This window comes from Pseudofrankia sp. EUN1h (assembly GCF_001854645.1).
GTDB lineage: Bacteria > Actinomycetota > Actinomycetes > Frankiales > Frankiaceae > Pseudofrankia > Pseudofrankia saprophytica.
In genome coordinates this window covers 25,509-50,996 of the sequence record NZ_MBLN01000092.1, presented here as the reverse complement: position 1 = coordinate 50,996, position 25,488 = coordinate 25,509, and the positions used below count along the sequence as shown (strand labels likewise).

The window sequence follows — 25,488 nt, the reverse complement described above, 5'->3', positions numbered from 1 at the left end:
CCTCGCTCTCACCCCGTCCGACGCGCCCCGTCGACCGTCCGGCGCACAAGAACGAACGCCGCCAAGTTCATGACCCCTAACACTTCGCAGCATGCAGAACCTCGGCTTCCTGATGGGTCTGGTCGAGAGTCGGGCCAGCGAGATGGCCGAGTCAGCTTCGAGGGAGCCCCCATTGACCAGCGATGGTTCCAACCCGACCCAACGTGTGGACAGGAAATACCGTGTCGTTCAGTGGGCCGCCGGCCGGATGGGGAAGAAGGCCATCCGCGGTGTCGTCGACCATCCGGACCTGGAGCTGGTCGGCCTCTACGTCTACTCAGAGGACAAGGAAGGCAAGGATGCCGGCGAACTGGCCGGAATCAGCCCGCTTGGCATCCTTGCCACCCGCGACATCGAGGACGTCCTGGCGCTGAAACCCGACTGCGTGCTCTACATGCAGGAGGGCTTCGACCTCGACGATGTGACGCGGCTGCTGAGCTCCGGTATCAACATCGTCACCACCCGCAGCGAGTTCTTCTATGCGGCGGCGATGGATCCAACCATCCGACAGCGCGTCGAGCAGGCCTGCCAGCAGGGCGGCACGTCGATCCATGCGACCGGCAGCAGTCCTGGCTTCAGCACGACCACGATGCCAATGACGCTCGTCTACCCCATGCGAAGGCTCGACGAACTCACCATCGACGAGTACGCCGATATCCCGGCCTCGGTGGGACCCGACATGATCACCAAAGTCATGCGCTTCGGCGCGCCGGTTCACCAGGACACGATGGACCCGCGGTTGTTGCAGGGCACCGCCGAGGGCTACCGGCAGTCACTCACCGCGTTTGCCGACGCGATTGGCCTGCCACTTGACGGCTTCGAAGTACGGGGGGATATCGCGCGCGCCACCGAGCCGTACACGCTTTCGGACGGCTCCGTCATCGAGAAGGGTACGATGGCGGCGCAGCGGATCACGGTCGCCGGCCTGCGCAACGGCAAGCCGTTTCTGACCTTCCGAGCTCATTGGTTCTGCACACCGCGTCTCGACAAGGACTGGAACATCACCGGCGAGGGCTGGCTTTTCACTACCAAGGGCGACGCGCCCATGCAGGTCCGTGTGACGTACGGAAGGACGGACGAGGGGTACTCCGAGCACCTCGCCGGATACACCGCGACCCCGGCCGTGAACTCGGTCCCCGACGTCGTGGAGGCCGAATCTGGCATCCGCACGGTATTCGATCTACCGCCGGTTGTCGCGCGCCTCGGGCATAGGTAGTCCGTCCTTGAAATCCCCGGCGATCGGCGAGATGGACGAACGAAAATCATTCGTGTTTCCAGGGACGCAGGCTGACCGGCCCGCAGAACCGCAACTCGCGGCAACACGGTCGCGCCATCGTCGTGACTGGGTGGCCGGAGTTGTCCGGCTGGCGGGTCGGCCGAACCGCAGCCGACCCACCAGCGGCTGAGGCCCGGGTACGCGGCACCGGGGCAGGAGTTCGTAGCGATGATCGGCGACGACTCGGCCGCGGACCTGGGTGGAGACCAGCGGCCCCGCGCTCGCCGGAGAAAGGACAACCTGCATGGACCGCATCGGTCCCATCGCGCCGCGTGCATGGACACAGGAGATGCGCGCAGCCATGACCGCCCTGTTGCCGCCRGCGCCGCGTCATCCACTACCAAAGTCCGAGGGCAAGCCTGTACCACTCAACATGCTGGGGATCTTGCGCATCATCCTGTGCTCGCCCGGGCATTCTTTACCTTCAATGCCCACGCTTTGCTGACGACCACGTTGTCGGAGCGGCAGCGGGAGATTCTCATCCTCCGGGTCGCGACGCTGCGACAGTCCTCCTATGTGTGGGCGGAACACGTCTTCATGGCCCGGGATGCCGGCGTGAACGATGACGAGATCGCAGGCATCGCCCGAGGCCCAGGCGCGCCGTGCTGGGATCCGCTTGAAGCTGCCCTGCTGCGCGCCGTCGACGAACTGGTCGCCGACGGCGCTATTCGCGACAGTACGTGGGTGGTCCTCGCGGCGGCGCTCGACGTCCAGCATCTCATGGACGTAATTTTTACTGTCGGCGCGTACGAGACCCTCGCCTGGATGTTGCGCTCGTTCGCTGTGAGCATCGAGGCCGGTTCCACGTCGATCTGACGACGAAGCAGCCCATTGTCCGCGCGAGTCAATACGGTGCGGCCGAAATTGCCTGCGAGCCGCACTCCGCTCCTCCACCACACAAGACCGCTAGATGGGGATGACAATGCCGCACATCGGAATTGCTGGGGTCAGCATCGCGCTCAGACGAGAGAGGCAACGCTCCGCGCTGGCGCTGTTAGCGGTGCCGCTGGCAGCCGTCACGTTCCTCGCCGCCGGCTGCGGCGGAGGCGGCGACAAGAACACCGCTCCGAACGCGCCGGGCTCGGCCCCGGCCAGCGGCGACAAGGTTCTCGGCGCCATGAACCCGGCCAAGGGTGAGCCGATCAAGATCGGAATGGTTTCCGATGGTAAGTACCCGGGCAGCGACGCCTCCGTCGAGGGCCGGGTGGCCGACGCGACCGTGAAGTGGATCAACGAGCGCCAGGGCGGGCTCGGCGGCCGGCCCATCCAACTCGTCAAGTGCGAGGACCTGGGTGACCCCGCGAAGGCCGCGGACTGCGGCAACCGCATGGTCGAGGACAACGTCGCGGCCGTCGTCATGGGCGGCCCGGCCTTCCCGGACGCCATCTGGCAGCCGCTGCACGACGCGAAACTGCCGATGTTCTTCTATGGCGCGAGCAGCAACAAGGTACTCACCGATCCCAATGCGCACGTCCTCGCCGACGCGGTCTTCGGCGCGCTCGGCATGCCGGCCGGCCTTGCCAAGGAGAAGGGCGTCAAGAAGGTCTCGGCGATCGTGATCGACATCCCGGCCGCCGTGGACATCTACCAGAACCAGGCACCCGCGATCTACAAGGCAGCTGGCGTCGAGCTCCAGCTGGTCACCGTCCCGCCGGACCAGGCCGACATGACGCCGCAGGCCCAGCGCATCGCGACCGACGGCACCGGCCTCGTCTTCGTCGTCGGCGGCGAGCCGTTCTGCATCGCCGCCTTCAACGCCCTGAACGCCGTCGGCTACAAGGGCATCACGGCCAGCATCACCCAGTGCCTCGGCGACTCGTCCCGCAAGGCGGTCCCCGGCAGCTTCCTGAAGGGCATGACCATCGGCGCCGCATCGCCGCTCGGCGACGACGATGACCCGTCGATCAAACTGTTCAAGGCCGTCTCGGAGACGTACGGCAGCAACATCGACACCGGCAACGGCGTCGCGATCGGTATGTTCTCCTCGATGGCCGGCTTCCGTGACGCCCTCGATGGGATCTCGCCGAACGACCTCACCCCGGCGGGCATCGCCGCGGCGCTCAAGAAGATGCCGGAGAAGGACCTGCCCGGCGCCGGCGGCATGCGCTACCGCTGCAACGGCAAGGCCAGTCCGGCGCTACCCGCCGTCTGCGTGCGCGGCGGTCTGGTCACCACACTCGACGACAAGGGCCAGCCGACCACCTACACGCCGCTTGGCCAGTCGCCGATCGAGGACTGAACAGAACCGATCAAGAACTGAGCAGGGCAACCGAAACCGCAAGCTACAACCCAGCCCAACCACCGCCGCTCCGCGGGTTTGTCCCGGGACGTCCCGGGACAGCCGGGCGCTCCCGGGACAACCTCGCGGCGGCGGCGGTTTGGCCGTCGTCACGCCGGCCCGATCCGGCTTTGACACCACCGGGCTGCGCGGCGCCGGATCGCTGCCGCGCAAGGACCTCGGCATCATGCTCGACGTCGCCGGACCGTCGGCGTGGCCGATCAGATCACGCTTGTCGAACTCGCCCACCAGAGCGTCATGACGCTGCGCGGTGGCGACCAATAGCCGTCGATCACCGCGGCTGCCCGCCAGCGCGCAGCGCCGACGGCACCCACGAAGGAGGCAGTTGAGGATGAACCGGCTCGCCGGTAAGACCGCCATCGTCGTCGGGGGCGGGCAGCGTCCCGGCGCCACCATCGGCAACGGCCGCGCCACAGCGGTCGCGTTCGCCCGGGAGGGCGCGCGTGTGCTCGTCGTCGACCGCGACCTGAACGCGGCCGAAGAAACCGTCGCCCAGCTGCGTGCCGAAGGCGGGTACGGCCTGGCTCACAGCGCCGACATCACCCGGCCGGCGGACTGCGAAACCATCGTGCGTGCCGCCACCGAGGCGTTCGGTCGCGTCGATATCCTCCACAACAACGTCGGCGCGGTCGTGGCCGCGGGGACCGAGGCGACCAGCCTCGACGACTGGGAACGCGGGCTCTCGATCAACCTCACCGGCCTGTGGCTGGTCTGCCGGCAGTTCCTGCCTGTCATGCGCGCCCAGGGGCACGGCGTCGTTCTCAACATCTCGTCGCTCGCCGGGCTCCTGGCCGGCGCGAACCCCTACTCGATCGGAAAGAACGGCGTGAACGCGCTTACCCGCGGGCTGGCGCTCGAGTACGCACCACATGGCATCCGGGTCAACGCGATCGTCCCAGGAATGATCGACACACCGATTGGCGTCGACCGGGTCGTCGAGGCGACGGGACGTGACCGAGACGAGGTCGCCGCCGCCAGAGCCACCCAGGTACCGATGGGCCGCCAGGGGACGGCCTGGGACATCGCCAACGCCGCCGTCTTCCTGGCTTCCGACGAGGCGTCCTACATCACCGGCGTCATCCTCCCCGTCGACGGCGGCAGCGCCCTGCAGGCGAGGACCTACTAGACCCGTCTTCCGCGCGTGCGGCAGGCGGGTCTAGCTGCTGGGGGCACCGCCGGGTACGAAGACGAACTCGTCGCCGTCGAGGTCCACATGTCCGTGATGCGGCGCGGAGAAGTGCGCCGGGAACAGGAGTGCCCCCTCAGCCCGCAGTCTGCGCACCAGTGCCCAGCGGGTCTCGATGGCCGCCGGGAGGTCGTCGCAGCCCGGCAGGTGCAGCTCGGGCCTGGACACCTGGGCTGGGTGGTGAAACGCGTCGCCGGTGAAGTAGGCGCGCTCGCCCCCGGACTCCAGGCGGAGCATCGCGTGGCCGGCCGTGTGCCCGGCCGCCGGCTCCACCGAGAGGCTCGCGGAGATCGCGTACGTCGCGGGGACGATCGTGGCCTGACCGGCCTCGGCAATCGGACGTACACACTCGTCGAACACCGAGACGTTGAAGTCGTTGGGATGGCGGTACGCGGAGCTGGTGTCCCAACGCCGGTACTCGGCATCGACGAAGAAGTACCGGGCGTTCGGGAAGGTGGGTACCCATCTCCCGTCGACCTTCATCGTGTTCCAGCCGCAGTGGTCGTTGTGCAGATGTGTGCAGAAGACGACGTCGATCGTGTCGGCCGGCGCGCCGGCGGCGGCGAGTCGTTCGAGGTACGGCTGGTCGAGATTGTCGAATGGCGGGACTCCCCGCTGGCGGCCGTTGCCGTTGCACGGGTCGACGAGCACGGTCAGGCCGTCCACGCGGACGATCCAGCTGTGGTTGGAGAACTCGAAGGTCATCGTCGCCCGGTCAAGAAACCCGCCCGGCAGCGGGTCGATGCGGCGAGCGACGAATTCCTCATCGCCGGCGAGTGTTCTGGCGGAGGCACGAAAACTCTGCTCCTCGACCCGCTCGACAAAGGCCGCGCCAACCCGAAAAGCCATGCGGCGATGCTACCGACCCCGGCCGGGGGCAGATGTCGCCGGCTCGTGGATCTCCATTCGCTCGTCGAGCGGCGAGGACCGAGGGTGAGAGGCGGGGCCTGTTGCGTAGTGAGGAGCCGGACGTGCGGAGCCGCCGCCGGCCTGGTGATCAGACGGCGCGGGCGAGTTCGGTGAACGCGACCGCAGCCGCAGTCGTGGCTCGGCGTCGGTGGCGAGTTCGTAGGGTCCGCGGCGGATGTTCTGAACCAGGGAGTGTCCGGCGCTGATCGTCTGGGCGGAGCGCAGGCGTTTGAGACCGCGCATCGGTCGCAGCCGGGCCTTGAGCCGGCTGTGGTCCGATTCGATGCGGTTGTTTTCCCGAGCGGCGTCGACGTGGCAGGCCTCGGGAAGCAGCTCGTCGAGAACCCTCGGGTAGACGGGCGCCTTGTCGGTGGTGACCTCGACCGGCTTACGGCCGTGGCCCAGCGCCCGGATGAAGAACCTACGCGCCGCGACCTGGTCGCGCCGCTCGCTGACGAGCACGTCGATGACCTGCCCATGCTGGTCAACGGCCCGGTACAGGTACGCCCAACGCCCGGCGATCTCGACATAGGTCTCGTCGACGAACCACCTACTACCCGGACGGCGCCGGCACGGCCGGGCCGCCTCGACCAGCAACGGCGTGCACCGCTGCACCCACCTGAAAATCGGCACGTGGTCGACGTCGATGCCACGCTCGGCCAGGAGTTCCTCGACGTCCCGGAACGAGAGCGCGAACCGCAGGTACCACCGGACCACGAGCGTGATCACCCCGGGCAGGAACCGGAACCCAGCGAACTCCGAGACCGGAGCCGGTGGACGACGAAGGCAGCGAGCCATCATCCGATCAGCCTGGGCGTCGACCGCGACCCCGCCTCCGACCAGCGCAACAGACCCGACGCATCGACCACTCGGCCCTACACGCTTCTGTTCGCCCTCGCCCGCGTTCTTCGCCTTTTTCACCCGCTTCCCAAGCTCGTCTTGTCGATCCCGAGACTCTTCGAGATCGGGATCGCTCCAAAGCTCAGGTATGAGGCTTGAACCGGATCAGGCTTCAGGAGAGGTCCGCGAAGTCCAGGACGGAGTTCGGGAGTTTCAGGCCCGCCGGGATTGACGTGCCCGCTTCGCTCAGGACCTGGTCGAGCCGGCGGCGCGCGATGCGCCAGGCACCGTCGTGGTACACAAGCCTGTCGCGGTAGACGACAGCGGCGCGGTTGATCCGGTCCTGCTTGGCCTGGTAGACCCACTGCACCCAGCCGTAGCAGCTGGCCCACACGCCGTTGTCGTCGGCACCCACCAGATGGTTGGTCATTACGTGCAGGGTCCAGGCGCAGCTGTCGTGGAACGGGATGAAGAAGTCAAGCCAGCTGGCGATTCCCCTGTAGGTTCCGGTCGGATAGACCGCGACGACGTCGGGCGTGAACAACGTCCGAAAGAAATCCCAGTCGCGGGTGTCGATGGCCCATGCGTAGCCGTTCTGGTGCCGCATGGACTCAACCGCGATCTGGTTCAGGTCGATCGCTGTCATCCCGTCGCCTCCCTGTGTGATAAAAGACCTCGGCAGGATCGACCATGAGCAAACCGGACACGATATTGAATACCCCGGTCGATATCGGGCAACCCGCGGCGCAGAGCATACCCCCCGTAGCGCTGTGCCTGCCGACCATGGCATCCGCCCTGGTCAGGGTGGTCACCGCCGCCGGGACCGATCATGGCCCTTCCAGCGTCCGGCCCTCGCCCGGCAGGACCGGGCGCTGGGCGTGGAGCCGGGTAGACCCGGCGGGGCTGTTGCGTTGCGTGGAGCCGGGCACGCGGAGCCGCCGCCAGTGCGACGATCACATGGCCTGGACGAGTTCGGCGCGCGCTGTTGCGTTCGGCCGCGGCAAGGCCTGGCGGATGCGGGTTGCTGCCCTGGTCAGAGCACCAGAGCGAGCTCGATGAACGTCTCGGCAAGCCGGCGGTGGGGTTCGGCGTCGGTGCCGACTTCGTAGTGTCCGCGGCGGACGTTTTGAACGGAGGCGTGCCCGGAGCTGACGATCTGGACGGAGCGCAGCCGCTTCAGCCCTCGCATCGGCCGCAGCCGGGCTTTGAGCCGGCGATGGTCAGCTTCGATCTTGTTGTTGGCGTACCGGACGTCGATGTGGCGGGCGGCGGGCAGCTGTTCGTCGAGGACCCGTGGTACAGGCGCCTGGAATGAGTCTCAGGATCTCCCACGGTCGAGTTCAGCAAATCGGCACGTTCGGGAAGATTAGTACTCTTGCCGATAAACGGGCAGGAGGCGCAATGCGCTAACCCGAGTGGGTGCATTCTTGGGCGACAGCGCCTGTCGACGACAGCGGTTGGCGAATGCACCGCCGAGGGGTCACTGCCGTACTACAAGACCAGGAAATCCTTACTCGTAGACTGGCGCCGATCACCAAGATCTGATCTTTTGAGGGCGGTTGGCATGCCTCGTCGGAGTTGGCGGTGGGTATGGGCCGGGCGCATCGTGTTCGGTGTGATCGTCGGGGCGCTGGTCGTCTATCTCGCCATGGTCGGGCTCGACGAGGCGGACAAACTGGCCAGCAGCATCGGAGCGGTGCTGGCGCTCAGCGCGTTGGGTGCGCCGTATCTGCTGCCCTGGCCCGGAGGCACGCCGGCGGCTGAGCCGAACCGGGCCGAGGACACGGGCAGTGCCCGTGCCGCGGGCGGTGGGCAGGCCAATACCGGGCTGCAGGCCCTGGACGCCGGTCGGCCGGTACAGGTCGCGCGGACAGGTGACACGTTCGCGGACGGGCCTGGATCCGTGGCCAATACCGGCGTCCAGCGGGGCCCTGGTCGTGATGGCTGACCGAGCGTCACCTCCCGTGGCGTCGGAGGCGGCCACGGTCACGGATTCCGGGCAGGCGTCGGCCGACCGTGGTGGTATCGCCAACTCGGGGGTCATGGGTGATCTGACCGTCGAGCACCATCACCATCCGTGTGCGGCGCCGGCGCCGTCCTGGCCGGTACTGGTGGGGCGGCCTCCGGCGTTGGCGTCGGCGTTCCAGCCCCGGCATGCGCTACGGGACCGGATCCTGGCTGCCCGACCGCATGATCAGGACGTCGTCGCGGCTCAGGGCGCGACGACGGGACGCGGCGGGGCGGGGACGGGGACGCGGGTGTTGGCCGGTGGGGGTGGGGTCGGGAAGTCGCAGCTGGCGGCATGGTTCGCCTGCCACGCCGCCGAGAGCTGCACGGACCTGGTCGTGTGGGCGGACGCGGCCAGCGCCGACGAGGTGATCACGACCTATGCCCGGGCGGCGGCGCGGGTGGAGGCGCCCGGAGCGGGCGGCGGCGATCCGGCCGGGGACGCTGCCGCGTTGTTGGAATGGCTGCATACCACCGACCGGTCCTGGCTGGTTGTTCTCGACGACGTCACCGACCCGGCGGCGCTGGCCGGCTGGTGGCCTCCGCACCGCCCGGACGGCTGGACGCTGGCGACCACCCGGCTGCGTGACGATCCGACGCTGGTCAGCGCGGGCCGCCACCAGGTCGACATCGACGTGTACCGCCCAGCGGAGTCCGCGGCGTATCTGGCTGGGCGGCTCGGTGACGCCGGCAAGGGCGAGCTGTTCGACGGTGCCGCGGCTGACCTGGCTGTCGCGGTGGGGCATCTGCCGTTGGCGCTGTCGCACGCCGCCGCCTACATGATCGGCCAGGAGGAGGGGTGTACGGCCTACCTGGCCCGCTACGCCGCCGCCGACGGCCGACTGGCCGAGCTGATGCCCCCGGATATCGACCCCGACGGCTACGGCCGGCCGGTGGCCGTCACCCTCCTGCTCGCCCTGGACGCCGCCGACACGGCCGCCCCTGCCGGGTTGGCCCGGCTCGCCCTGGCCCTGGCCGCGTTGCTCGACCCCGCCGGCCATCCCGACGCCCTGTGGGCCGCGCCCGCCGTCACCAGGTATCTGACCGCTCATCGCGCCGGCACCGGCGGCCCGCCCGTCACCGCCGACCAGGCACGCAAGACCCTGCGGCTGCTACACCGCTACGGCCTGCTCACCCACACGCCCGCCGACTCCGCCCGCGCGGTACGGATCCATGCCCTGACCGCCCGCGCCGCCCGCGAAACCCTCGCCGACCCGGCCGCGGTCGCCCACACCGCCGCCGATGCTCTGCTCACGCTGTGGCCCGCCGACGACTACGCCACCACCGAACTCGTCGCCGCGCTCCGCGCCAACACCACCACCCTCGCCGCCCACGCCGGCGACCAGCTCTGGCATCCCGACGGCCACCCCCTGCTGTACCGGGCCGGTCTCAGCCTGCTGCGCGCCGGGCTGCACACCGCCACCGTCGTCTACTGGCACCACCTGACCGGTAAGGCGACCCGGCTGCTCGGGGCCGAGCACCCGGACACGCAGCTTGCCCGCGGCAACCTAGCCTTCGCATACGGGCAGGCGGGACGGATCGACGAGGCGATCAGCCTGCTGGAACAGGTGGTCGCCGACACCGCACGGCAGCTCGGCGACGAGCACCCGTCCACGCTGATCGCCCGCGGCCACCTCGCCTGCCCCTTCGAGGAGGCGGGGCGGACGGACGAGGCGATCAGCTTGCTGGAGCGGGTGGTTGCCGACACCGCGCGGCTACTCGGCGACGAGCACCCGTCCACGCTGATCGCTCGGGTCAACCTCGCGACGTCGTACGGGCGGGCGGGGCGGACCGGCGAGGCGATCGTGCTTGAGGAGCGGGTGGTCGCCGACGCCGGGCGGCTCCTGGGGGACGAGGACCCGGACACGCTGATCGCCCGTGCCAACCTCGCCGCGTCGTATCGGGAGGCGGGGCGGACCGGTGAAGCGATCCTGATAGAGGAGAAGGTGATCGCCGACACCGTACGGCTGCTCGGMGACGAGCACCCGGACACGCTGATCGCCCGCGGGAACCTCGCCGCGTCGTATGGACGGGCCGGGCGGACGGCCGAGGCGATCGGCCTCGAGGAGCGGGTGGTCRCCGACCGCGCGCGGCTGCTCGGCGACGAACACCCGTCCACGCTGATCGCGCGGGCCAACCTCGCGGCCTCCTATGGGCGGGCGGGGCGGACCGGCGAGGCGATCGCCCTGGAAGAGCGGGTCGTGGCCGACGCCGGACGGCTGCTCGGGGACCAGCATCCGGACACGCTGCGGGCGCGTGGCAACCTCGCCGCCTCGTATCGGCAGGCCGGACGGACTGCCGAGGCGATCGCCATCGAAGAACGCATCGTCGCCGACACCGCGCGGCTCCCTGAGGCCGAGCATCCGAACACCGCGGCAGCGACTGGTGCGCTACCTGCCAGCGCCCACCGAACCACGAGCCGGCCACCGTCGTACCTTTCGACCGCCCGATCCGCCGCCGCAAGGTCCTCGGAGGTGTGATCAACGAGCACTACCGGCCGCCTGACCGAACAGCGAAACCCCAGGTCACGCCCCGAATCGAGTTTTGGCACACTGCACCCCACCGTTCGGTGCTGTGAATCGAGGCCAGATGAGAAGCGCGTGCCGGGCATGCGTGCGCCTTACGCGCACCGGGCCCTGATCACACCAGCGCTCGATGGCGGCCGACCCAGGTCATCCGTGTGTCGGGGCCTTTACTCGACTTCCGTCAACTTCCCGTTCGTGCCCATGGCCCAGCTTCCAGCCAGCCATGATCATTATGGCCGAGCGACATCGTCAACGGCGTGGACAACACGACTGGATTTCTCCGCACCATCCCGAACGGGTCGCCTACCGCGCCTGCGCCACAGGAGGGCTCGAGCGAGTGCAGAGGGCAGGCGCACGCACGCCGACGTGCGGGCATGTCGTTCGCGCTGACGGTGACGAAGTCCTGATCTGGCAGCGTGGAAGACTTCGGCGTACGAGCCCCGCCGACCGGTCAGTGTCCTGTCGGGGCCTGCGCGGGCCCAGGGGCCCTGATGACGAGCGCGATGACGAGCAGCGCTGCGCCGGTGAGTTCGACCGCGGTGAGAAAGGCCGCGGCCAGGCTCTCCTCGACCGAGTGGTACTCGATGGTCCGCGAGTAGGCCGTCGTCATGATGGCCACCCCCAGCGACAGGCCCACCTGTTGAGCTGCCTGCAACAGGCCCGACGCCGCGCCGATCTCCCGTGGCTCCAGCCCGTCCAACACAGTCATGGTGAGCGCGACGAAGGAAAGGCCGAGCCCAGCGCCCAACAGAAGGAGCGGCCCGAGCAGCGACGATGCATAGGAGTAGGTCCGGCCCCCCACGGCCAGCCAGACAGCCCCGGCGAGCATCAGCACGGCGCCGGTCACCACGACGTTCCTCCGGCCGAACCGGGGGATCAGCCTGACCGCCGCCGCACGAGCGGTGAGCACCTGCGCGGCCGTCAGCGGCAGGAGGCCGAGAGCGGTGACCAGCGGTCTCTGCAGGCGCACACCTCCCAGGTACTCCGACAGCAGGACGAACACATCGGCCAGGGCGGCCATGAGCAGCACGAACGCGAGAAGAGCCCCGACGCGGCCGTGGCGGGGCAACCGGCGCAGCGGCACGATCGGCTGGGCGGCCCCGCGTTCGATGAGCAGGAACCCCGCGAACAGGAGCGCCCCCACCGCGAACAGGCCGCGGGTGCTGGCGGCGGTCCAGCCGGCAGAAGACGCATGGATGCAGGCGTAGACGATGCAGACCATGCTCATGGTCGAGGTGAGCGCGCCGAGCAGGTCGAAGCGGGCGGGATGGCGTCGCGCCTCGGTGAGGTGGCGGCGGGCGATCAGGATGGTCACCACGCCGATCGGCACGTTGACGAAGAAGACCAACCGCCAGCTCACCATGGTGAGCAGACCGCCGAGGACCAGACCGAGCGGGAGGCCGAGGCCGGTGACCATGCAGGACACGCCCAGCGCCCGGGTCCGCTCAAGGCCCGGTGCGAAGCCCGTGACGATCAGGGACAGCGCGGCCGGCCCCGCGAGGGCGAACCCGACGCCCTGCAGCGCCCGCGCAGTGATCAGCACCCAGATCTCGGGCGCGAGCCCACCCAGGACGCACGCGGCCACCATGATGCTCACCCCCCACATGAACATCCGTTTCCGACCAAGGATGTCCCCAGCCCGGCCGCCGACCAGCAACAGCCCCCCGTAGACCAGCGAGCATGCGCCGAAAACCCAGGCCACGCCGGTGAACTCGGAGCCCAGACCAGACGTGATACTGGGAAAGGCAATGGCGATGACGCCGCTATCCATTGAAATCATCAGCTGGCAGGTCACGAGGACCGCCAGCGTGAGAGCCGGCTGGCGTACAACTGGGTCAGGTGTGTCGCTGACGCTCGTCCGCGTCCCGCCGTCCTGTTCCTGGCTGACCATCGGCGTCCTGTCCGAAGTGGACGGTCATCGGCCTTGCAACTGCAGTCTGGCGCCATCGTAGGTACAACCGCGACTGTCACCGACAACGGTAGACCGACCGATGTCCGCCAAGGAGCACCTCGCCAACCGCGGCGGCTGGGAGATCAACCTGTGAGCACCCGGCGCCTGCCGAGCATGACCCGCGCGGCCGGCCGCCCCGCCTGGTTGCCACCGGCCGTCTCTGACCAGGCGCTCACCGACGTCCACAACCACTACCCCGGGCTGGTCCTACGCCGCCTGCTGCACACCACCGGCAAAGCGGTGCTGGTCGCTGCCGACTACCACGGCTCCGCATCCGTGTTGAAGATCCTCACGGCCGGGGACGCGAGATGGCAGCGCCACCACGACGCCGAAGCACGCGCCTACACGCGATTCGCCGCCGACCCACCGCCGGTCCGCACACCCCGACTACTCGCCCCGCCGACTCCCGGCCTGCTGCTCATCGAACACCTACCCGGCAACCCAGCCGCCACCAGCCGATATCCCAAAAACATCACGCCGCCCATTMTCGAATCCGTCCTCACCRCCGCCAACGCGCTCGCAACCTGGCCCGGCGCAACGACGTTYGCCGCCGACCACCGCCGACCGCCGCTGACCCCCAGCGACCTCGCCACCGCCGCCGAAATCGGCGCACCGACCAGCACCCTGCAGGACTGGGCCGCCACCTTCACCTCGACCCCGCACGTCTTCAGCCACGGCGACCTGCTCCTGACCAACACCCTCACCACGGACACCGAGGCCGCGCTCCTGGACTGGGAATACGCCGGCCTACGACTCCCCGGCTACGACCACGCCCTACTCTGGCTCACCCACATGGACCACCCAGCCGCCCAAGCACACATCACCGCCCACGCCACCGACCACACAGCGTTCAGATTCAACATCGCGGCCCTGCTCCTACGAGAACTACGCATCCACCGCGACGCCACATCCATCCCGCAGGTCGCCGACCGGTATCGGGCACTGCGCCGCCTGGCTGACGACGTCCTCCTCACCGGCCCACCAGCCCGCAACGGCCCCTGACCCACTCCCCCAGCCCAGAACACCGCCCGGACGACTCCCCCGGCACAAGAGCCACCCGAACAACGAGACCGCGAACCCGCCGACATCAGATCRCCGGCGTGGTCGCAGCCGACAACAGCGTCGACCAGGCTGGGGCACCAGGAGACAAACTGGCGCCGGGGACGTCGAACTCGCAAGGCCACAACCATGGGGGTTCGAGTCGGAGGGGAGTTGCACCGTTGTTCCGTCAAGTTAAATGACCGCCTCACAGGAAAGGGATTTCAGAGCTCCCCACGGTCTCGAAGCCAGTCGAATATGATCTGATCCACTAGCGACGACTTCTCCCGCCCAGAGTAGTCAAGCCAGACCATCTCTTCGATTTCACTGCTCGGCGCCAGCTCGCCATCATATTCCGCCCGGTAACAAGTCATCCTTACAATAACGCCCTCGGATTTTCCGTGAGCTTGTGCTTCAAATACTCCTGCGAGCTCCATCGTCTCAGAAAGAAGTCTCACGCAAAGTTCCTCAGTAATTTCCCGCTGCAGCGCTTCCCGGTCCGTCTCAGCACCTTCTCGTTTGCCGCCAGGAATATAATAGGCATCCTTGCCTTTCGATCGCGTACTAAGTATTCTCTTTTCTTCAATCCGAATCCACGCGAGTTTATCAATTATCTTCATCTTTTCCTCTTTGCCTATTGACCGATTCTTGAAGGTGTGCTGCCGAGAATACCATCCGCCCATCCCACCAAGATCCACTCGGTTGCCACGGCCAGGCCACTTACACCCGCGATCAGACACTCCCAACGAAGATTGTCGAGTCTCAGGTGATGCTCAACGTTTCCGTCCCAGGACATGGTTGACAGTCGATCTGGGACACTTAAGGCCGTGTCGGTGAGAGATGCCGCGCTCGAGTCCCGGCTGGCTTCGGCCCGCTGACGGCCCGCCGCATGGCGCGCGAAAACCGCTCTTCTCTCGCGCCATCAAGGCAAACGGCCCACAGACATTTCACGGATGCTCGGTTCGGCCGGGACCTTGCCGTGATCGAATCACCGACACCGCGTGGGCGGGTGCTTGGCAATAGTGCCTTAATCCGCGCCCACGCGATGCCGGTGATCTCATGCCGACCGGCCATCGATTATGAAACTATCCAGAAACCTTGATTGCGAGGCGCGGCCTAGCCTAGCCGAAGTGCCAGTAGGTGCTCGTATCGGTGCAGGACCGGCCTTCGGGCCGGAATTCACTTCCCGCTGGCACGGGTATGCCCAGACACAGACCGTTATATTGGCTGCGCCACTGCGTCGACCCGTTGGGTCCAGACACCGGCGTCCACCGCACGCTAATCGAACCGTCGCAATCATACCCGGAAACGAACGAATTGGTATACATCATCATACAAGCCTGATTTTTGACGTCCCTGACGCTAGCGTACCCACTGCCATATATGGTCTGGAACTTCTGCGAGGAGGATCCGTTGCACTGGCGAGTCGTCCAGTAGCCGTACGTGCCATCCGAGAGTTTATAAACGTCGAGGCACTGGCCGTTCACATCGCTGATCAGCGAGTACTGGACGGGGTTAGACGGCGGCGGGTCGTCCGGCGGAGTCACGATGGCGTTGGCCTGACCTGCGAACACGACCACGGCGGCCATTGAACCCGCCATCGCCGCTACGAGCGCCGCGAGCCGCCCGGTAACCCTTCGGCGCCGTCGTTCCACGGCCGGCCTAGATTTTCTCCAGGTCTTCATCCCGAGATACCTCTTTCACTTCAAGCGTCACCGGGAGCCCGGGCCTCCACGCGCCGCCTCAAACATCACGGCCGGCTCGGGCGGGACGGAGAACAACTCACTGGTACAGGACCGCCACGCGACCAGGCCGTCGCGGCGACGGCCTGGTCGCCAGCGAGCGTTCCCCGCCGCAAACAATATTGGCACGCCGTCGCCTCGCCGCGCATGCCCGTCGATATCGATATCATGTCGGACCGCGGACAGGACCTTTGGAATTTCCTTACCGTGCGGGGTCTGGCGCAACGACCCGGCCGATGCATTCGGAAAGCCGAGAAACGCCGAGGACCCATGGCGCAACGCCGCCCAGCGTACAGCGATCAGGTCTGGTCCTGGGGTAGAGACAGATCACGGCAGGCCGGGGTGCGGGTCGATGCGGGCTGGCCGGGAGGACCCGGGCGGCAGATACGGTCACAAGACGCCGTGCGCTGCGCGCGGGAGAGCAAAGACCACCCGGGCTGCTCCGCCCCAGGCCAAGGCCCTCGCACCTCAGGAGCAGGGGCAGGCCACCCCGCCCGACGCCGCCACCCCCCGCACACGGCGGCCACGCCGCCAAGCGACCCCGAACCCACGACCAGAACTGAAGCCCGGCGCAGGCCGCCAAGCGGCAGGTAGGACCGAGAGGTAAAGCATCACCGAAGATCGGATAACCCGACTCAGCGGTGTGCGCCAAGTGCGCGCCAAGATCGTCGCGGACTTCCTGTACCTTTTTCCAGACCGGTATGCCCTTGACCTCAAGTTCGGTTGAAGTTCTAGCGTGATCGCCTGACGTCGGAATGTTGCTATCCGGCCAGGACGCATTGCCACGCGCCGGAGGGAAGGACTGTCATGGTCCCGGGCATCAAGGGGTATCCCGACGAGGTGCTRGCGGCGCAGCCGATCGGGTACTGGAGCGGCGAGACCTACCGCAGAGTTGTCGGCCGGATCCGCGCGGATCTGGCGGTCGAGGGGCTCACCCAGCCGCATTGGTGGATCCTCAACCATGTCGCGGGCGCTCCTGGCAAGTGGGATCGCACGCATCTGATCCAACGGCTGTCACCGTTCGACGATCTCGGCAGTGATTTTGACGGCGTCATCGACGATCTGCTCGAGCGCGGCTGGATGACTCAGACACAGGCAGGCACCTTCGGTCTCACTGAGGACGGAGAAGCGGGGCGGACCCGGGCCGCCGACCGTAGCCACCAGGCGCTGGCGCAAATCCACGATGGCATCGCAACGTCGGAGTACGTCGCCGCACTCAACGTCCTGCGACGAATGATCGCAAATCTCGGCGGGGATGCGGATCTGCCCTAACGAGCGGCGGTTGGACGACATGGGCATGTGGCCGCGCCGCCGGCCAGCCGTTCTCGCCGCTCACCAGGACGCCGCCGCACGGGCCTTGCCCACCACGGGCGGGCCGATCAGGGAGTCGACCAGCCCAGCGCCGATCCAGTCGCCGGTGTCGATCCCATCCCGGGCGATCAGGAGCCGTACCCCCGCGTCGCGCAGCATGCCCAGCACCCGCATCCGCCCAGCCTCAGTCGCCGCCAACCGATCCAGCGTGTCGGCCACGACCACGTCGACGTGCTCGCCAGGGCAAGACCTTGTCGCCGGTAGGAGCACCTCTCTACTCTCACAGGTGAAAATACCCCCGGGGGGTTATACCGTCGATCCATGGAGACACCCGCCACGGTCCGCGGTTACACCGCCACCAAGGACCAACTGCAGTCGCGCCTGCGCCGCATCGAGGGGCAGGTGCGCGGCGTCCAGAACATGGTCGACGACGACCGGTACTGCATCGATGTGCTCACCCAGATATCCGCCATCCAGGCGGCGCTCGACAAGGTGGCGCTCGGCCTGCTCGACGGACACGCCCGCCACTGCATGCACGAGGGTGCCGCCGAGGGACGTGCCGACGAGATGGCGACCGAGATGATGGCCGCGGTCGGCCGGTTGATGAAACGCGGCTGACCGTCCCCGAGGCATTCATGGGTGCCTCGGGGCCGGCCCGTCGCTCGTGGCCAGCCCCGGGCAACACTCGCCTCACACGGCGGCCACGGCTGCGGGTCAGCCCCTCGCCGCTGCCGGCGAAGACGGCGACGGCGACGGCCCGTCAATATCTTCCACCAGCCCCGTTGTTGGGAGCGGGGCCGGTGTCGTGTTGTCACGCGTTGGCGAGGCGCGGTGAGTCCGTGCGCGGTGCGTTCGTCGAGGGTGCGCTGTCCAACGCCTGGCTGGTGAAGGAGCGCAGGCGCAGGCTGTTGCCGACGACGAAGACGCTGGAGAACGCCATCGCGGCGCCGGCGAGCATCGGGTTGAGCAGGCCGAGGGCGGCGAGCGGGATCGCCACGATGTTGTAGGCGAAGGCCCAGAACAGGTTCGTCCTGATCGTGCCGAGGGTTCGACGGGAGAGCCGGATGGCGTCGGCGGCGCTGCGCAGGTCGCCGCGTACCAGGGTGATGTCGGCGGCCTCGATCGCGACGTCGGTACCGGTGCCCATCGCCAGGCCCAGATCGGCCTGGGCCAGCGCGGCGGCGTCGTTGACGCCATCGCCGACCATCGCGACGACCCTGCCCTCGGACTGGAGCCGCCTGACCACGTCGACCTTGTCGGCGGGCAGGACCTCGGCGATGACCTGATCGATGCCGACCTCGGCGGCTATCTGGTCGGCCACCGTCCGGTTGTCGCCGGTGAGCAGCACTGGCGCCAAGCCGAGTGCCTTGAACTGGTTGATCGCCTCGCGGCTGGTCGGCTTGACCTGGTCGGCCACGGCCAGCAGGCCGCGGGCCTCCCCGTCCCAGCCGACCGCGACAACGGTTCTTCCAGCCTGCTCGAAGTGGGCCTTGCGCTCGACCAGTTCGGCGGTGAGGTGCTGCGACCAGTCGGAGAGCAGGGACTGGCGGCCGACGAGCACGGCATGGCCCTCGACGACGCCCTGAACGCCCTTGCCTTCGATGTTCGCGAAGTCCTCCGGCGTCGGCAGGTCGCCGACCTGCTGGGTGGCGCTCTTCGCGATCGCCTGCGCGATGGGGTGCTCGGAGGCGTTCTCAAGGGCGCCGGCCAGGCGTAGCAGCTCGGCCCGGTCCACGCCGTCAGCGGTGACCACCTCGACGAGCGTCATCTTTCCGGTGGTCACGGTGCCGGTCTTGTCGAGAACGACGGTGTCGATCCGGCGGGTGGATTCCAGGACCTCGGGGCCCTTGATGAGCACTCCCAGCTGGGCGCCGCGGCCGGTGCCGACGAGCAGCGCGGTCGGGGTGGCCAGTCCCAGGGCGCACGGGCAGGCGATGATCAGCACGGCCACGGCGGCGGTGAACGCGGCGGCCGCGGGGAACCCGGCGCCGAGCCAGGCTCCAAGGACCGCCACGGCAATGGCGATCACGACCGGTACGAAGACGCCAGCCACCCGGTCAGCCAGCCGCTGGACCTCCGCCTTGCCGGACTGGGCGTCCTCGACCAGCCTGGCCATCTGGGCCAGCTGGGTGTCGGCGCCGACCCGGGTGGCGCGCACGACCAGACGGCCGCCGGCGTTCACGGTGGCACCGGTGACGGTGTCGCCCTCGCCGACCTCGGCCGGCACGGACTCGCCGGTGAGCATCGACAGGTCGATCGCCGAGGTTCCCAGGACGACGACTCCGTCGGTTGCGATCTTCTCCCCGGGGCGGACGACGAACTCGTCGCCCACCGCCAGGTCCTCGACCGGGACCCTGCTCTCGACTCCGTCCCGCAGCACCGCGACGTCCTTGGCGCCGAGTTCGAGCAGGGCCCGTAGCGCGGCGCCGGCCTGGCGCTTGGACCGCTTCTCGAAGTAGCGGCCGGCGAGTACGAACATCGTCACGCCGGTGGCGACCTCAAGGTAGATGTTGGCGGCGCCGTCGGTCGGGGTCACGGAGAGTTCGAAGCCGTGCTTCATCCCTGGAGTGCCAGCGGTGCCCCAGAACAGGGCGTACAACGACCAGACGAACGCCGCGAGGGTGCCGATCGAGACGAGGGTGTCCATCGTGGCAGCGCCGTGCCGCAGGTTGGTCCACGCCGCTCGATGGAACGGCCACGCCGCCCAGATGATCACTGGCCAGGCCAGCGCGAGAGAGGCCCACTGCCAGGAGGTGAACTGCAGCGCGGGCACCATGGCGAGCACGATGACCGGGACGGTCAACGCCACGGTCCCGGCCAACCGGTTCCGTAGTGTGAGCAGCTCGTGGTCGGGCTGTTCCTGCGCGGCGTCTGCGGAGCCGTTGGCAGCCTTCGGCGGTGTGGGCAGCTTCGCGGTGTAGCCGGCCTTCTCGACCTCGGCGATCAGGAGCTGCGGGTCATAGCCCGTCGGCACGGTGGTCTTGGCCTTTTCGGTGGCGTAGTTGACCGACGCCGCGACGCCGTCGAGCTTGTTGAGCTTCTTCTCGATCCGCATCGCGCACGAGGCACAGGTCATCCCGCCGATCTCGAGTTCGACGCTGGTTACGGACGGTGCCGACGGGGCCGGGGATGTGGCCATGGTGGTTCTCGCTCCTACCGCGCTTCTCGGATCAATGGCCGGTGTGTACGTCGGTGACGGTGTCGCCCGCGGTGCCGGACGTGGTGTCGAGGACGAAGGTCGCGGTGTGGACTTGTCCGTCGACCTGGAAGTCGAGGTAGAGCAGGTAGCGGCCCTCGGTAGGTACCTCGGCCATGAAGCCGATCTTCGGGCCTGACAGGTCACTCGCGGCCGGTTCCCCGCCTTCGGGGTGGACGTGCAGGTAGGTCAGGTCGCCCGCGCGCAGCGCGACCAAGTGGCCGAAAGCGCCGAGATAGGGCTGCAGGGCGGTGACCGGCTTGCCAGCGCGGGTGATCTCGACAGTCAGGTCTGACATCTCGCCGGCGCGCAGGGCGCCGTGCACGGAGGCGGTGAATCCGCCGACCTGCGACGTCGTCGCGGTGTGAGTGGCTGGGGCCGGGATGACGTCGCCGGCGACGTCGATCGTGCGGGTAAGGGTCACGTCAGGGGCCTCAGAGGTGTCCCGGTCGGCGGGCACGAAGTCGGCGAACACTCGGTAGGTGCCGGCGGCGTTCCACGTCCACGGGATCGACCAGGTCCCATCCGAGCTCATCGTCGGATGCACGTGACGGAACTGGGTGCCATCCGAACGCACCACGATGAGGTGAAGGTCCTTGTCATGCGACGTCGTGTACGCCGTCAACGGGTGGTCGTCGCCGCCCTGTACGTGGAAGGACAGGACACCGGACTTCCCGACCCGGCTGGGCGCGGCCACCTCGCCGAGCAGATATCCGTCCTGCTCGATCGAGAGCCCGTGCACCGGCGGGGCACTGGCTGAAGCCTGCGTCGAGGTGTGATCCATCGAGCTCTCCTGTGCTGTCCTCGTCCACGAGGCGACCATCGAGTCGGGGACAGCGCCGGCGCCGACGGCGAAGGCGCCGCCGAACAGGAGCGCCAGACCGGTGGCATAGGCGCCGAGCCGGGTCGGGACGTTCATCGGACCGGGGCCGCCTCGTAGCCGGCCTCGTCCACGGCGGCCAGCACCTGCGCGTCGTCCACCGGCCCGGTCACGGTCACGACAAGGCGGCCGGTCCGCGCGCTTACCTGGATGTCCTCGACACCGGCGATCTTGCCGACCTCGTCTCGGACCGAGGCCTCGCAGTGCCCACAGCTCATGCCCGTGACCTGGTACTCGCTCGTGGTCATCCCATTCGCCCCTTCGAACCTCATATACCCCGGTGGGGTATCTCACGGTCATGTTTATACCCCCTCCGGGTATCCCGTCAACGCGAGAGCGCGGAGAGCGGACAGACAAGAGCGCGACGGTCCGCGGGTACATGCGTCCACGACCGTCTGACGATCTTGCGACAGCCGTGATGTCGTGGCGCGCTGAGCCCGACAGCCGATGGGTACCCCCGGTCGTCGGCGACCTCGGCCAGCCGTCAATCGTCGGAACCGGACAAGGCGAGCCTCCGGGCGACGACTACCACGGCAAGCGCTCACCTTCGAGTATCAGGACGGGCGCGGCGTCGGTAGCTTCCAGCCGGCAGGTTCCACGGTCGAATACGAGCACGACCAGGGTGGTGAAGGTGTCGATCGTGGCGGCGTCGGTCTGGTGGGCCTCAGGGAACGTCGCGCTGGGATGTCGCCAGCATGGCGGCGATGAGGCCGAGACCGGCGTACACCGTCAGCAGGGCCGCGGCTCCGCCGGGGCTGCGCAGCGCGCCGGCGCGGTCCTGGCCCGCCAGTGCCTGGGCCAGCGCGCCGGGAGCGAACCGGTGCACCGTTGGCAGTTCCAGGAGCAGGTTCTCGACGAACAACAGCCAGGCGAAGACAGCGACGAGGGACGGCACCTGGCCACGGACAACAGCGCCGACGGCCAGACCCATCGTGGCGAGCAGCCCGCCGCCGGCCGCGCCGCCGCCGAGGAGCAGGGCATAGTCGCTCGCCGTGAGCTGGACCGCGAGCCCGCGCAGGTGCAGGGCGAGCCCGCCGACACCCGCGGCGGTTCCGGTCGAGAGCAGCCCGACGAGCAGTCCGGTCACGCACACGGAGACGGCCTTCGCGCTGATCACGGTGGTACGTCGTGGGGTCGCGAGCAGGGTTGGCCGGATGGTGCCGCTCCGGATCTCCGCCGTGATCGACAGGGCGCCGAGCAGGGCGGCAAACAGGGCGCCGAGATTGGCACCCACATCAACGAAGACACCGAGCTGCTCGGATCTGGTGGCGAGGCGGTCGGTGGCCAGGCCGTAGCCGTGCAGCGCCATGGCGAGCGCGACCAGTCCGACCAGGGTGGCCAGCAGGCCCGCCAGTGCCGGTGTGCTGGTGAGTTTGGCGAACTCGGAGCGTAGCTGCCGCCTCATGGCGCCACCACCGCGGTAAGGGCGAGATAGGCCGTTTCCAAGGTCTGACCGTCCTGGGCGAAGTCACTGATCGGCCGGTCGGCGACCAGCCTGCCCCGGCTGATGATGAGGGCGCGGTCGACTGTCTGGGCGACCTCGGCGAGCACGTGGCTGGAGACGAGCACGGTGCCGCCCTGATCGGCGTAGCTCCGCAGGAATGCGCGTAGCCAGTGCACGCCGGCGGGGTCCAGCCCGTTGATGGGCTCGYCGAGGACGAGCAGCTCGGGGTTGCCGAGCAGCGCGGCCGCGAGCCCGAGCCGTTGGCGCATCCCGAGTGAGTAGGTCCTCACCGCCCTGCTGCTGGCGGCCGTCAGCTCGACGGTCTCCAGCGCCTCATCGACGCGGGCACGTCCGATACCGGACGCCAGCGCGAGCACCCTGAGGTGGTCGCGACCCGACCGGGCGGGGTGGAAGTCGTTGGACTCCAGCACGGCGCCTACCGTGCGCGCCGGATCCCCGAGGTCGGCATAGGGCTTGCCGAGGACGCGGGCGGTGCCGCTGGACGGCGACGCAAGGCCCAGCAGGAGTCGCAGTGTGGTCGACTTGCCGGCCCCGTTGGGTCCGAGGAACCCGGTGATCTGGCCGCGGTCGAGGTGGAAGGTCAGGTCCTCGACGACGGCTTGGCCGTCGTACCGCTTGGTCAGCCCTTCGACGGCCACGACCGGTGGCGTGCCGTTCATGAGCGCCCTCGGCGGACGACGAGGACAACCACGACCGCGATCACGACGACGCCGATGACCGCGAGATGGAGGACGGGACGATCCGCGAACCCGGAGGCGGTCGCGGACGTCGTCGGAGGCAAGGTCAGCACCCCGGCGACGCTAGGTCCGTCCGCCGACGCGCAGAACACCCATGAGGTGGATCTCCACCGTCCCCGGGTCGTCCACCAGTGTCCCCCCGTGGGGGGATCCGAACGCAGCTCGCGCGGGCTACGCTCGCGGCGTGGCGACCGCGGCGATCCCGCACCATCCCTTCACTCTCTTCGTCTCCCGGGCGGCGACGGCGCCGGCCCGACGGCGTCGTCCTCGTCTCCTCGACGCGGCGATCGCGGCGGGGGTATTCAGTGGCTGGTTGGTCGGGCTGTCCCACGGCGACCGCTTCGAGATGACCGACCTGGTCCTGCTGGCTGCCTCGAGCCTCCCGATTGCCGGGTGGCGGATCGCACCGCTCGGCACCTTTACGACCAGCACTGTCGTGGCGTTGGGCCTCGCCGCGCGTGGCCAGGCGCTGTGGCCGCCGATCGGGCCCGCCGTCGCGCTCTACCTCCTGGCCGGCGGCAGKGACACCGCCGCATGGTCGCGGCGCACGACGCTTACGGTCGCGGGGCTGCTCACCGCCTACCTCGCGGTCACGATCGCCGCCAGCGGCTGGGTGGCGGTGGACCTGGGCCATACTGTCCTGGCCTGYGCCGCGGCGTGGCTCGCCGGCGAGCGCGCCCGGCTGCGACGCCAGCAGATCGAAGCTTTGCACGAGCGCGCGCACCGGGCGGCCGAGTCGGCGACGGCGAACCTGCGGCTCGCCGTCGCCGAGGAACGAACCCGCATCGCCCGCGACCTGCACGACTCGGCGGGACACGCGTTGAACGTGATCGCGGTACGCGCCGGGGCGGCGCGGCTGCGCAACGACCCACGGCGCGCGCTGGCCACGCTGGCCGACATCGAGTCGGTCGCCCGCCAGACGGCGGCCGACATCGACCAGATCGTCGGCTCGCTGCGCGCCGGTGAAGCGAACGAGACGGGCGATCTCGCGGTCGAGTCGCCGGTCGGTCTGGCCTCGGTGGACACACTCGTCGCCCAGCACCGAGCCGCCGGCCTGCGGGTATCCGTATCCCGCCAAGGTGATCCGGACGTCCTGGTCACGGCGGTCGATCAGGCGGCGTACCGCATCCTGCAGGAGTCCCTGACCAACGCCGCGCGGCACGGCGCCGGTTCCGTGGCCGTCACGATCGACGCATACTCGGCCGGCCTCGCGCTGACGGTCACCAACCCCGTCCCCGCGAACGCCGGCGCGGGCGCGGGCGGCCACGGCATCGCCGGCATGCGCGAACGCGCCAGCCTGCTCGGCGGCACGCTGACGGCCCGGCAGCACGGTGGCGAGTTCCGCGTCGAGGCGCGGCTTCCGCGCACCGGGCGCGCCGCATGACCAGGATCGTCATCGCGGACGACGACCACCTCATGCGCGCCGGCCTGGTGGAGCTGCTCACCGTCGACCCGACGATCGCCGTCGTCGGCGAGGCCGCCACTGGCCGCGCGGCCGTCTCCCTGGCGCGACAGCACCGGCCCGAGGTCGTGCTCATGGATGTACGGATGCCCGACCTGGACGGCATCGCTGCTACCCGCGAACTGACGCGCGGCGTGCCGGAGACCCGGGTGCTCATCCTGACCACCTTCGAGCAGGACGACTACGTGTTCGGAGCCGTGCGCGCCGGCGCCTCAGGCTTCCTGCTGAAGCGCACCCGCCCCGAGGAGCTCATCGCCGCGGTGCATACCATCGCGGCCGGCGACGCGCTGCTGTCACCGTCGGTGACCCGGCGGGTGATCGACAGGATGGCCCGGCAACCCGTCCCGGAGCTGGCTGGGACGCGGGAGCTCGCCGAGCTCACCCGCCGCGAACGCGAGGTCCTCGAGCTGATGGCGCGGGGTCTGTCCAACCGCGAGATCGCGAACTGCCTGGTGGTCGAGGAGTCCACCGTCCGCACCCACGCCAAGCGGCTCCTGGCCAAGCTCGGCCTCCGCGACCGAATCCAGGCAGTGATCTTCGCCTACGAGACCGGAATCAACCAGCCCGGCGGCACGATGGCGCCCTGACCTGTCGGTCGTCTCTCGCCACCGCCGTCGAACGCGCA

General features: G+C 68.7%; 22 protein-coding genes and 2 pseudogenes. 11 read left to right on the top strand and 13 right to left on the bottom strand.

Going from position 1 to position 25,488, the window contains the following annotated elements:
• Nucleotides 1-91 precede the first annotated feature (91 nt).
• The 4 genes from BCD49_RS35335 to BCD49_RS35320 all read left to right on the top strand — a co-directional run bounded on the left by BCD49_RS35335 (nt 92) and on the right by BCD49_RS35320 (nt 4,740).
• Nucleotides 92-1,255 (top strand): NAD(P)H-dependent amine dehydrogenase family protein, encoded by a 1,164-nt coding sequence (locus tag BCD49_RS35335; protein ID WP_007507460.1) that lies wholly within the window; start codon nt 92-94, stop codon nt 1,253-1,255.
• A 459-nt stretch (nt 1,256-1,714) separates the two neighbouring features.
• The gene (locus tag BCD49_RS35330; RefSeq protein WP_007507461.1) at nt 1,715-2,131 is read left to right on the top strand and encodes a carboxymuconolactone decarboxylase family protein; all 417 of its coding nucleotides are present in this window, start codon (nt 1,715-1,717) and stop codon (nt 2,129-2,131) included.
• A 184-nt stretch (nt 2,132-2,315) separates the two neighbouring features.
• Nucleotides 2,316-3,554, top strand: coding sequence for an ABC transporter substrate-binding protein (locus BCD49_RS35325; RefSeq protein WP_241832461.1), 1,239 nt, complete (start codon nt 2,316-2,318; stop codon nt 3,552-3,554).
• A 391-nt stretch (nt 3,555-3,945) separates the two neighbouring features.
• Complete coding sequence (locus BCD49_RS35320) at nt 3,946-4,740, top strand: SDR family NAD(P)-dependent oxidoreductase (RefSeq protein ID WP_007507465.1); 795 nt, start codon at nt 3,946-3,948, stop codon at nt 4,738-4,740.
• A 30-nt stretch (nt 4,741-4,770) separates the two neighbouring features.
• On the opposite strand, the gene BCD49_RS35315 is transcribed toward BCD49_RS35320, so the two are convergent.
• The 4 genes and pseudogenes from BCD49_RS35315 to BCD49_RS35300 all read right to left on the bottom strand — a co-directional run.
• Nucleotides 4,771-5,649, bottom strand: coding sequence for an MBL fold metallo-hydrolase (locus BCD49_RS35315; protein ID WP_007507467.1), 879 nt, complete (start codon nt 5,647-5,649; stop codon nt 4,771-4,773).
• 148 nt (nt 5,650-5,797) lie between these two features.
• Nucleotides 5,798-6,507: pseudogene (locus tag BCD49_RS35310) on the bottom strand (IS6 family transposase).
• 214 nt (nt 6,508-6,721) lie between these two features.
• A complete protein-coding gene (locus BCD49_RS35305; RefSeq protein WP_007507470.1) occupies nt 6,722-7,195 on the bottom strand; it encodes a nuclear transport factor 2 family protein in 474 nt (157 codons plus the stop codon).
• Nucleotides 7,196-7,582: 387 nt separating this feature from the next.
• A pseudogene (locus BCD49_RS35300) lies at nt 7,583-7,855 on the bottom strand (DDE-type integrase/transposase/recombinase); the annotation flags it as partial.
• 258 nt (nt 7,856-8,113) lie between these two features.
• On the opposite strand from BCD49_RS35300, the gene BCD49_RS35295 reads away from it, so the two are divergent.
• Together BCD49_RS35295 and BCD49_RS35290 are read left to right on the top strand one after the other, a co-directional pair.
• Nucleotides 8,114-8,497 (top strand): hypothetical protein, encoded by a 384-nt coding sequence (locus BCD49_RS35295; RefSeq protein WP_007507474.1) that lies wholly within the window; start codon nt 8,114-8,116, stop codon nt 8,495-8,497.
• Nucleotides 8,498-8,591: 94 nt separating this feature from the next.
• Nucleotides 8,592-11,036 (top strand): tetratricopeptide repeat protein, encoded by a 2,445-nt coding sequence (locus BCD49_RS35290; RefSeq protein ID WP_241832460.1) that lies wholly within the window; start codon nt 8,592-8,594, stop codon nt 11,034-11,036.
• A 496-nt stretch (nt 11,037-11,532) separates the two neighbouring features.
• On the opposite strand, the gene BCD49_RS35285 is transcribed toward BCD49_RS35290, so the two are convergent.
• On the bottom strand, nt 11,533-12,972 hold the full coding sequence (locus tag BCD49_RS35285) for an MFS transporter (RefSeq protein WP_007507477.1): 1,440 nt from the start codon (nt 12,970-12,972) through the stop codon (nt 11,533-11,535).
• A gap of 150 nt (nt 12,973-13,122) precedes the next feature.
• On the opposite strand from BCD49_RS35285, the gene BCD49_RS35280 reads away from it, so the two are divergent.
• Nucleotides 13,123-14,034 carry a phosphotransferase gene (locus BCD49_RS35280; RefSeq protein WP_071042377.1) on the top strand — a complete coding sequence of 304 codons (912 nt, stop codon included), beginning with the start codon at nt 13,123-13,125 and terminating at the stop codon, nt 14,032-14,034.
• 260 nt (nt 14,035-14,294) lie between these two features.
• Here the strand turns inward: BCD49_RS35280 and BCD49_RS41500 are convergent, their stop codons facing one another.
• Nucleotides 14,295-14,690 carry an NUDIX hydrolase gene (locus tag BCD49_RS41500; RefSeq protein WP_027140563.1) on the bottom strand — a complete coding sequence of 132 codons (396 nt, stop codon included), beginning with the start codon at nt 14,688-14,690 and terminating at the stop codon, nt 14,295-14,297.
• 501 nt (nt 14,691-15,191) lie between these two features.
• Entirely contained in the window at nt 15,192-15,659 is a 468-nt protein-coding gene (locus BCD49_RS46635; protein WP_157845213.1) for a ricin-type beta-trefoil lectin domain protein, read from the bottom strand.
• 960 nt (nt 15,660-16,619) lie between these two features.
• Between BCD49_RS46635 and BCD49_RS35275 the strand changes: the two genes are divergently transcribed.
• Nucleotides 16,620-17,084, top strand: a complete 465-nt coding sequence (locus BCD49_RS35275; protein ID WP_007507485.1) for a hypothetical protein — start codon at nt 16,620-16,622, stop codon at nt 17,082-17,084.
• Between the two features lie 60 nt (nt 17,085-17,144).
• Here BCD49_RS35275 and BCD49_RS43840 read toward each other — a convergent pair whose 3' ends face one another.
• Nucleotides 17,145-17,297 (bottom strand): hypothetical protein, encoded by a 153-nt coding sequence (locus BCD49_RS43840; RefSeq protein WP_157845212.1) that lies wholly within the window; start codon nt 17,295-17,297, stop codon nt 17,145-17,147.
• Between the two features lie 147 nt (nt 17,298-17,444).
• Between BCD49_RS43840 and BCD49_RS35265 the strand changes: the two genes are divergently transcribed.
• Nucleotides 17,445-17,741: a metal-sensitive transcriptional regulator gene (locus BCD49_RS35265; RefSeq protein ID WP_007507488.1), complete on the top strand. Its 297-nt coding sequence runs from the start codon at nt 17,445-17,447 to the stop codon at nt 17,739-17,741.
• Between the two features lie 193 nt (nt 17,742-17,934).
• On the opposite strand, the gene BCD49_RS35260 is transcribed toward BCD49_RS35265, so the two are convergent.
• From BCD49_RS35260 to BCD49_RS35240, 5 genes are all read right to left on the bottom strand, one after another.
• A complete protein-coding gene (locus tag BCD49_RS35260) occupies nt 17,935-20,262 on the bottom strand; it encodes a heavy metal translocating P-type ATPase (protein WP_007507490.1) in 2,328 nt (775 codons plus the stop codon).
• Between the two features lie 31 nt (nt 20,263-20,293).
• The gene (locus BCD49_RS35255; RefSeq protein ID WP_007507492.1) at nt 20,294-21,238 is read right to left on the bottom strand and encodes a hypothetical protein; all 945 of its coding nucleotides are present in this window, start codon (nt 21,236-21,238) and stop codon (nt 20,294-20,296) included.
• Nucleotides 21,235-21,447, bottom strand: a complete 213-nt coding sequence (locus BCD49_RS35250; protein WP_007507494.1) for a heavy-metal-associated domain-containing protein — start codon at nt 21,445-21,447, stop codon at nt 21,235-21,237. Before BCD49_RS35250 ends, BCD49_RS35255 begins: the two co-directional genes overlap by 4 nt.
• A gap of 416 nt (nt 21,448-21,863) precedes the next feature.
• Nucleotides 21,864-22,604 carry an ABC transporter permease gene (locus BCD49_RS35245; protein WP_007507496.1) on the bottom strand — a complete coding sequence of 247 codons (741 nt, stop codon included), beginning with the start codon at nt 22,602-22,604 and terminating at the stop codon, nt 21,864-21,866.
• Complete coding sequence (locus tag BCD49_RS35240; RefSeq protein ID WP_071042376.1) at nt 22,601-23,323, bottom strand: ATP-binding cassette domain-containing protein; 723 nt, start codon at nt 23,321-23,323, stop codon at nt 22,601-22,603. The genes BCD49_RS35245 and BCD49_RS35240 overlap by 4 nt, the downstream gene beginning before the upstream one ends.
• Before the next feature lie 262 nt (nt 23,324-23,585).
• On the opposite strand from BCD49_RS35240, the gene BCD49_RS35235 reads away from it, so the two are divergent.
• Together BCD49_RS35235 and BCD49_RS35230 are read left to right on the top strand one after the other, a co-directional pair.
• A complete protein-coding gene (locus tag BCD49_RS35235) occupies nt 23,586-24,785 on the top strand; it encodes a sensor histidine kinase (RefSeq protein ID WP_241832459.1) in 1,200 nt (399 codons plus the stop codon).
• Entirely contained in the window at nt 24,782-25,450 is a 669-nt protein-coding gene (locus BCD49_RS35230; RefSeq protein ID WP_007507501.1) for a response regulator, read from the top strand. Before BCD49_RS35235 ends, BCD49_RS35230 begins: the two co-directional genes overlap by 4 nt.
• Nucleotides 25,451-25,488: the final 38 nt, after the last annotated feature.

Bases quoted from the DNA above. Each gene is read 5' to 3' on its own strand.
- BCD49_RS35335 (WP_007507460.1), top strand. From the start codon at position 92: ATGCAGAACCTCGGCTTCCTGATGGGTCTGGTCGAGAGTCGGGCCAGC.
- BCD49_RS35320 (WP_007507465.1), top strand. From the start codon at position 3,946: ATGAACCGGCTCGCCGGTAAGACCGCCATCGTCGTCGGGGGCGGGCAG.
- BCD49_RS35315 (WP_007507467.1), bottom strand. From the start codon at position 5,649: ATGGCTTTTCGGGTTGGCGCGGCCTTTGTCGAGCGGGTCGAGGAGCAG.
- BCD49_RS35305 (WP_007507470.1), bottom strand. From the start codon at position 7,195: ATGACAGCGATCGACCTGAACCAGATCGCGGTTGAGTCCATGCGGCAC.
- BCD49_RS35295 (WP_007507474.1), top strand. From the start codon at position 8,114: ATGCCTCGTCGGAGTTGGCGGTGGGTATGGGCCGGGCGCATCGTGTTC.
- BCD49_RS35285 (WP_007507477.1), bottom strand. From the start codon at position 12,972: ATGGTCAGCCAGGAACAGGACGGCGGGACGCGGACGAGCGTCAGCGAC.
- BCD49_RS41500 (WP_027140563.1), bottom strand. From the start codon at position 14,690: ATGAAGATAATTGATAAACTCGCGTGGATTCGGATTGAAGAAAAGAGA.
- BCD49_RS46635 (WP_157845213.1), bottom strand. From the start codon at position 15,659: ATGGCCGCCGTGGTCGTGTTCGCAGGTCAGGCCAACGCCATCGTGACT.
- BCD49_RS43840 (WP_157845212.1), bottom strand. From the start codon at position 17,297: ATGCGGGTGCTGGGCATGCTGCGCGACGCGGGGGTACGGCTCCTGATC.
- BCD49_RS35265 (WP_007507488.1), top strand. From the start codon at position 17,445: ATGGAGACACCCGCCACGGTCCGCGGTTACACCGCCACCAAGGACCAA.
- BCD49_RS35260 (WP_007507490.1), bottom strand. From the start codon at position 20,262: ATGGCCACATCCCCGGCCCCGTCGGCACCGTCCGTAACCAGCGTCGAA.
- BCD49_RS35255 (WP_007507492.1), bottom strand. From the start codon at position 21,238: ATGAACGTCCCGACCCGGCTCGGCGCCTATGCCACCGGTCTGGCGCTC.
- BCD49_RS35250 (WP_007507494.1), bottom strand. From the start codon at position 21,447: ATGACCACGAGCGAGTACCAGGTCACGGGCATGAGCTGTGGGCACTGC.
- BCD49_RS35245 (WP_007507496.1), bottom strand. From the start codon at position 22,604: ATGAGGCGGCAGCTACGCTCCGAGTTCGCCAAACTCACCAGCACACCG.
- BCD49_RS35230 (WP_007507501.1), top strand. From the start codon at position 24,782: ATGACCAGGATCGTCATCGCGGACGACGACCACCTCATGCGCGCCGGC.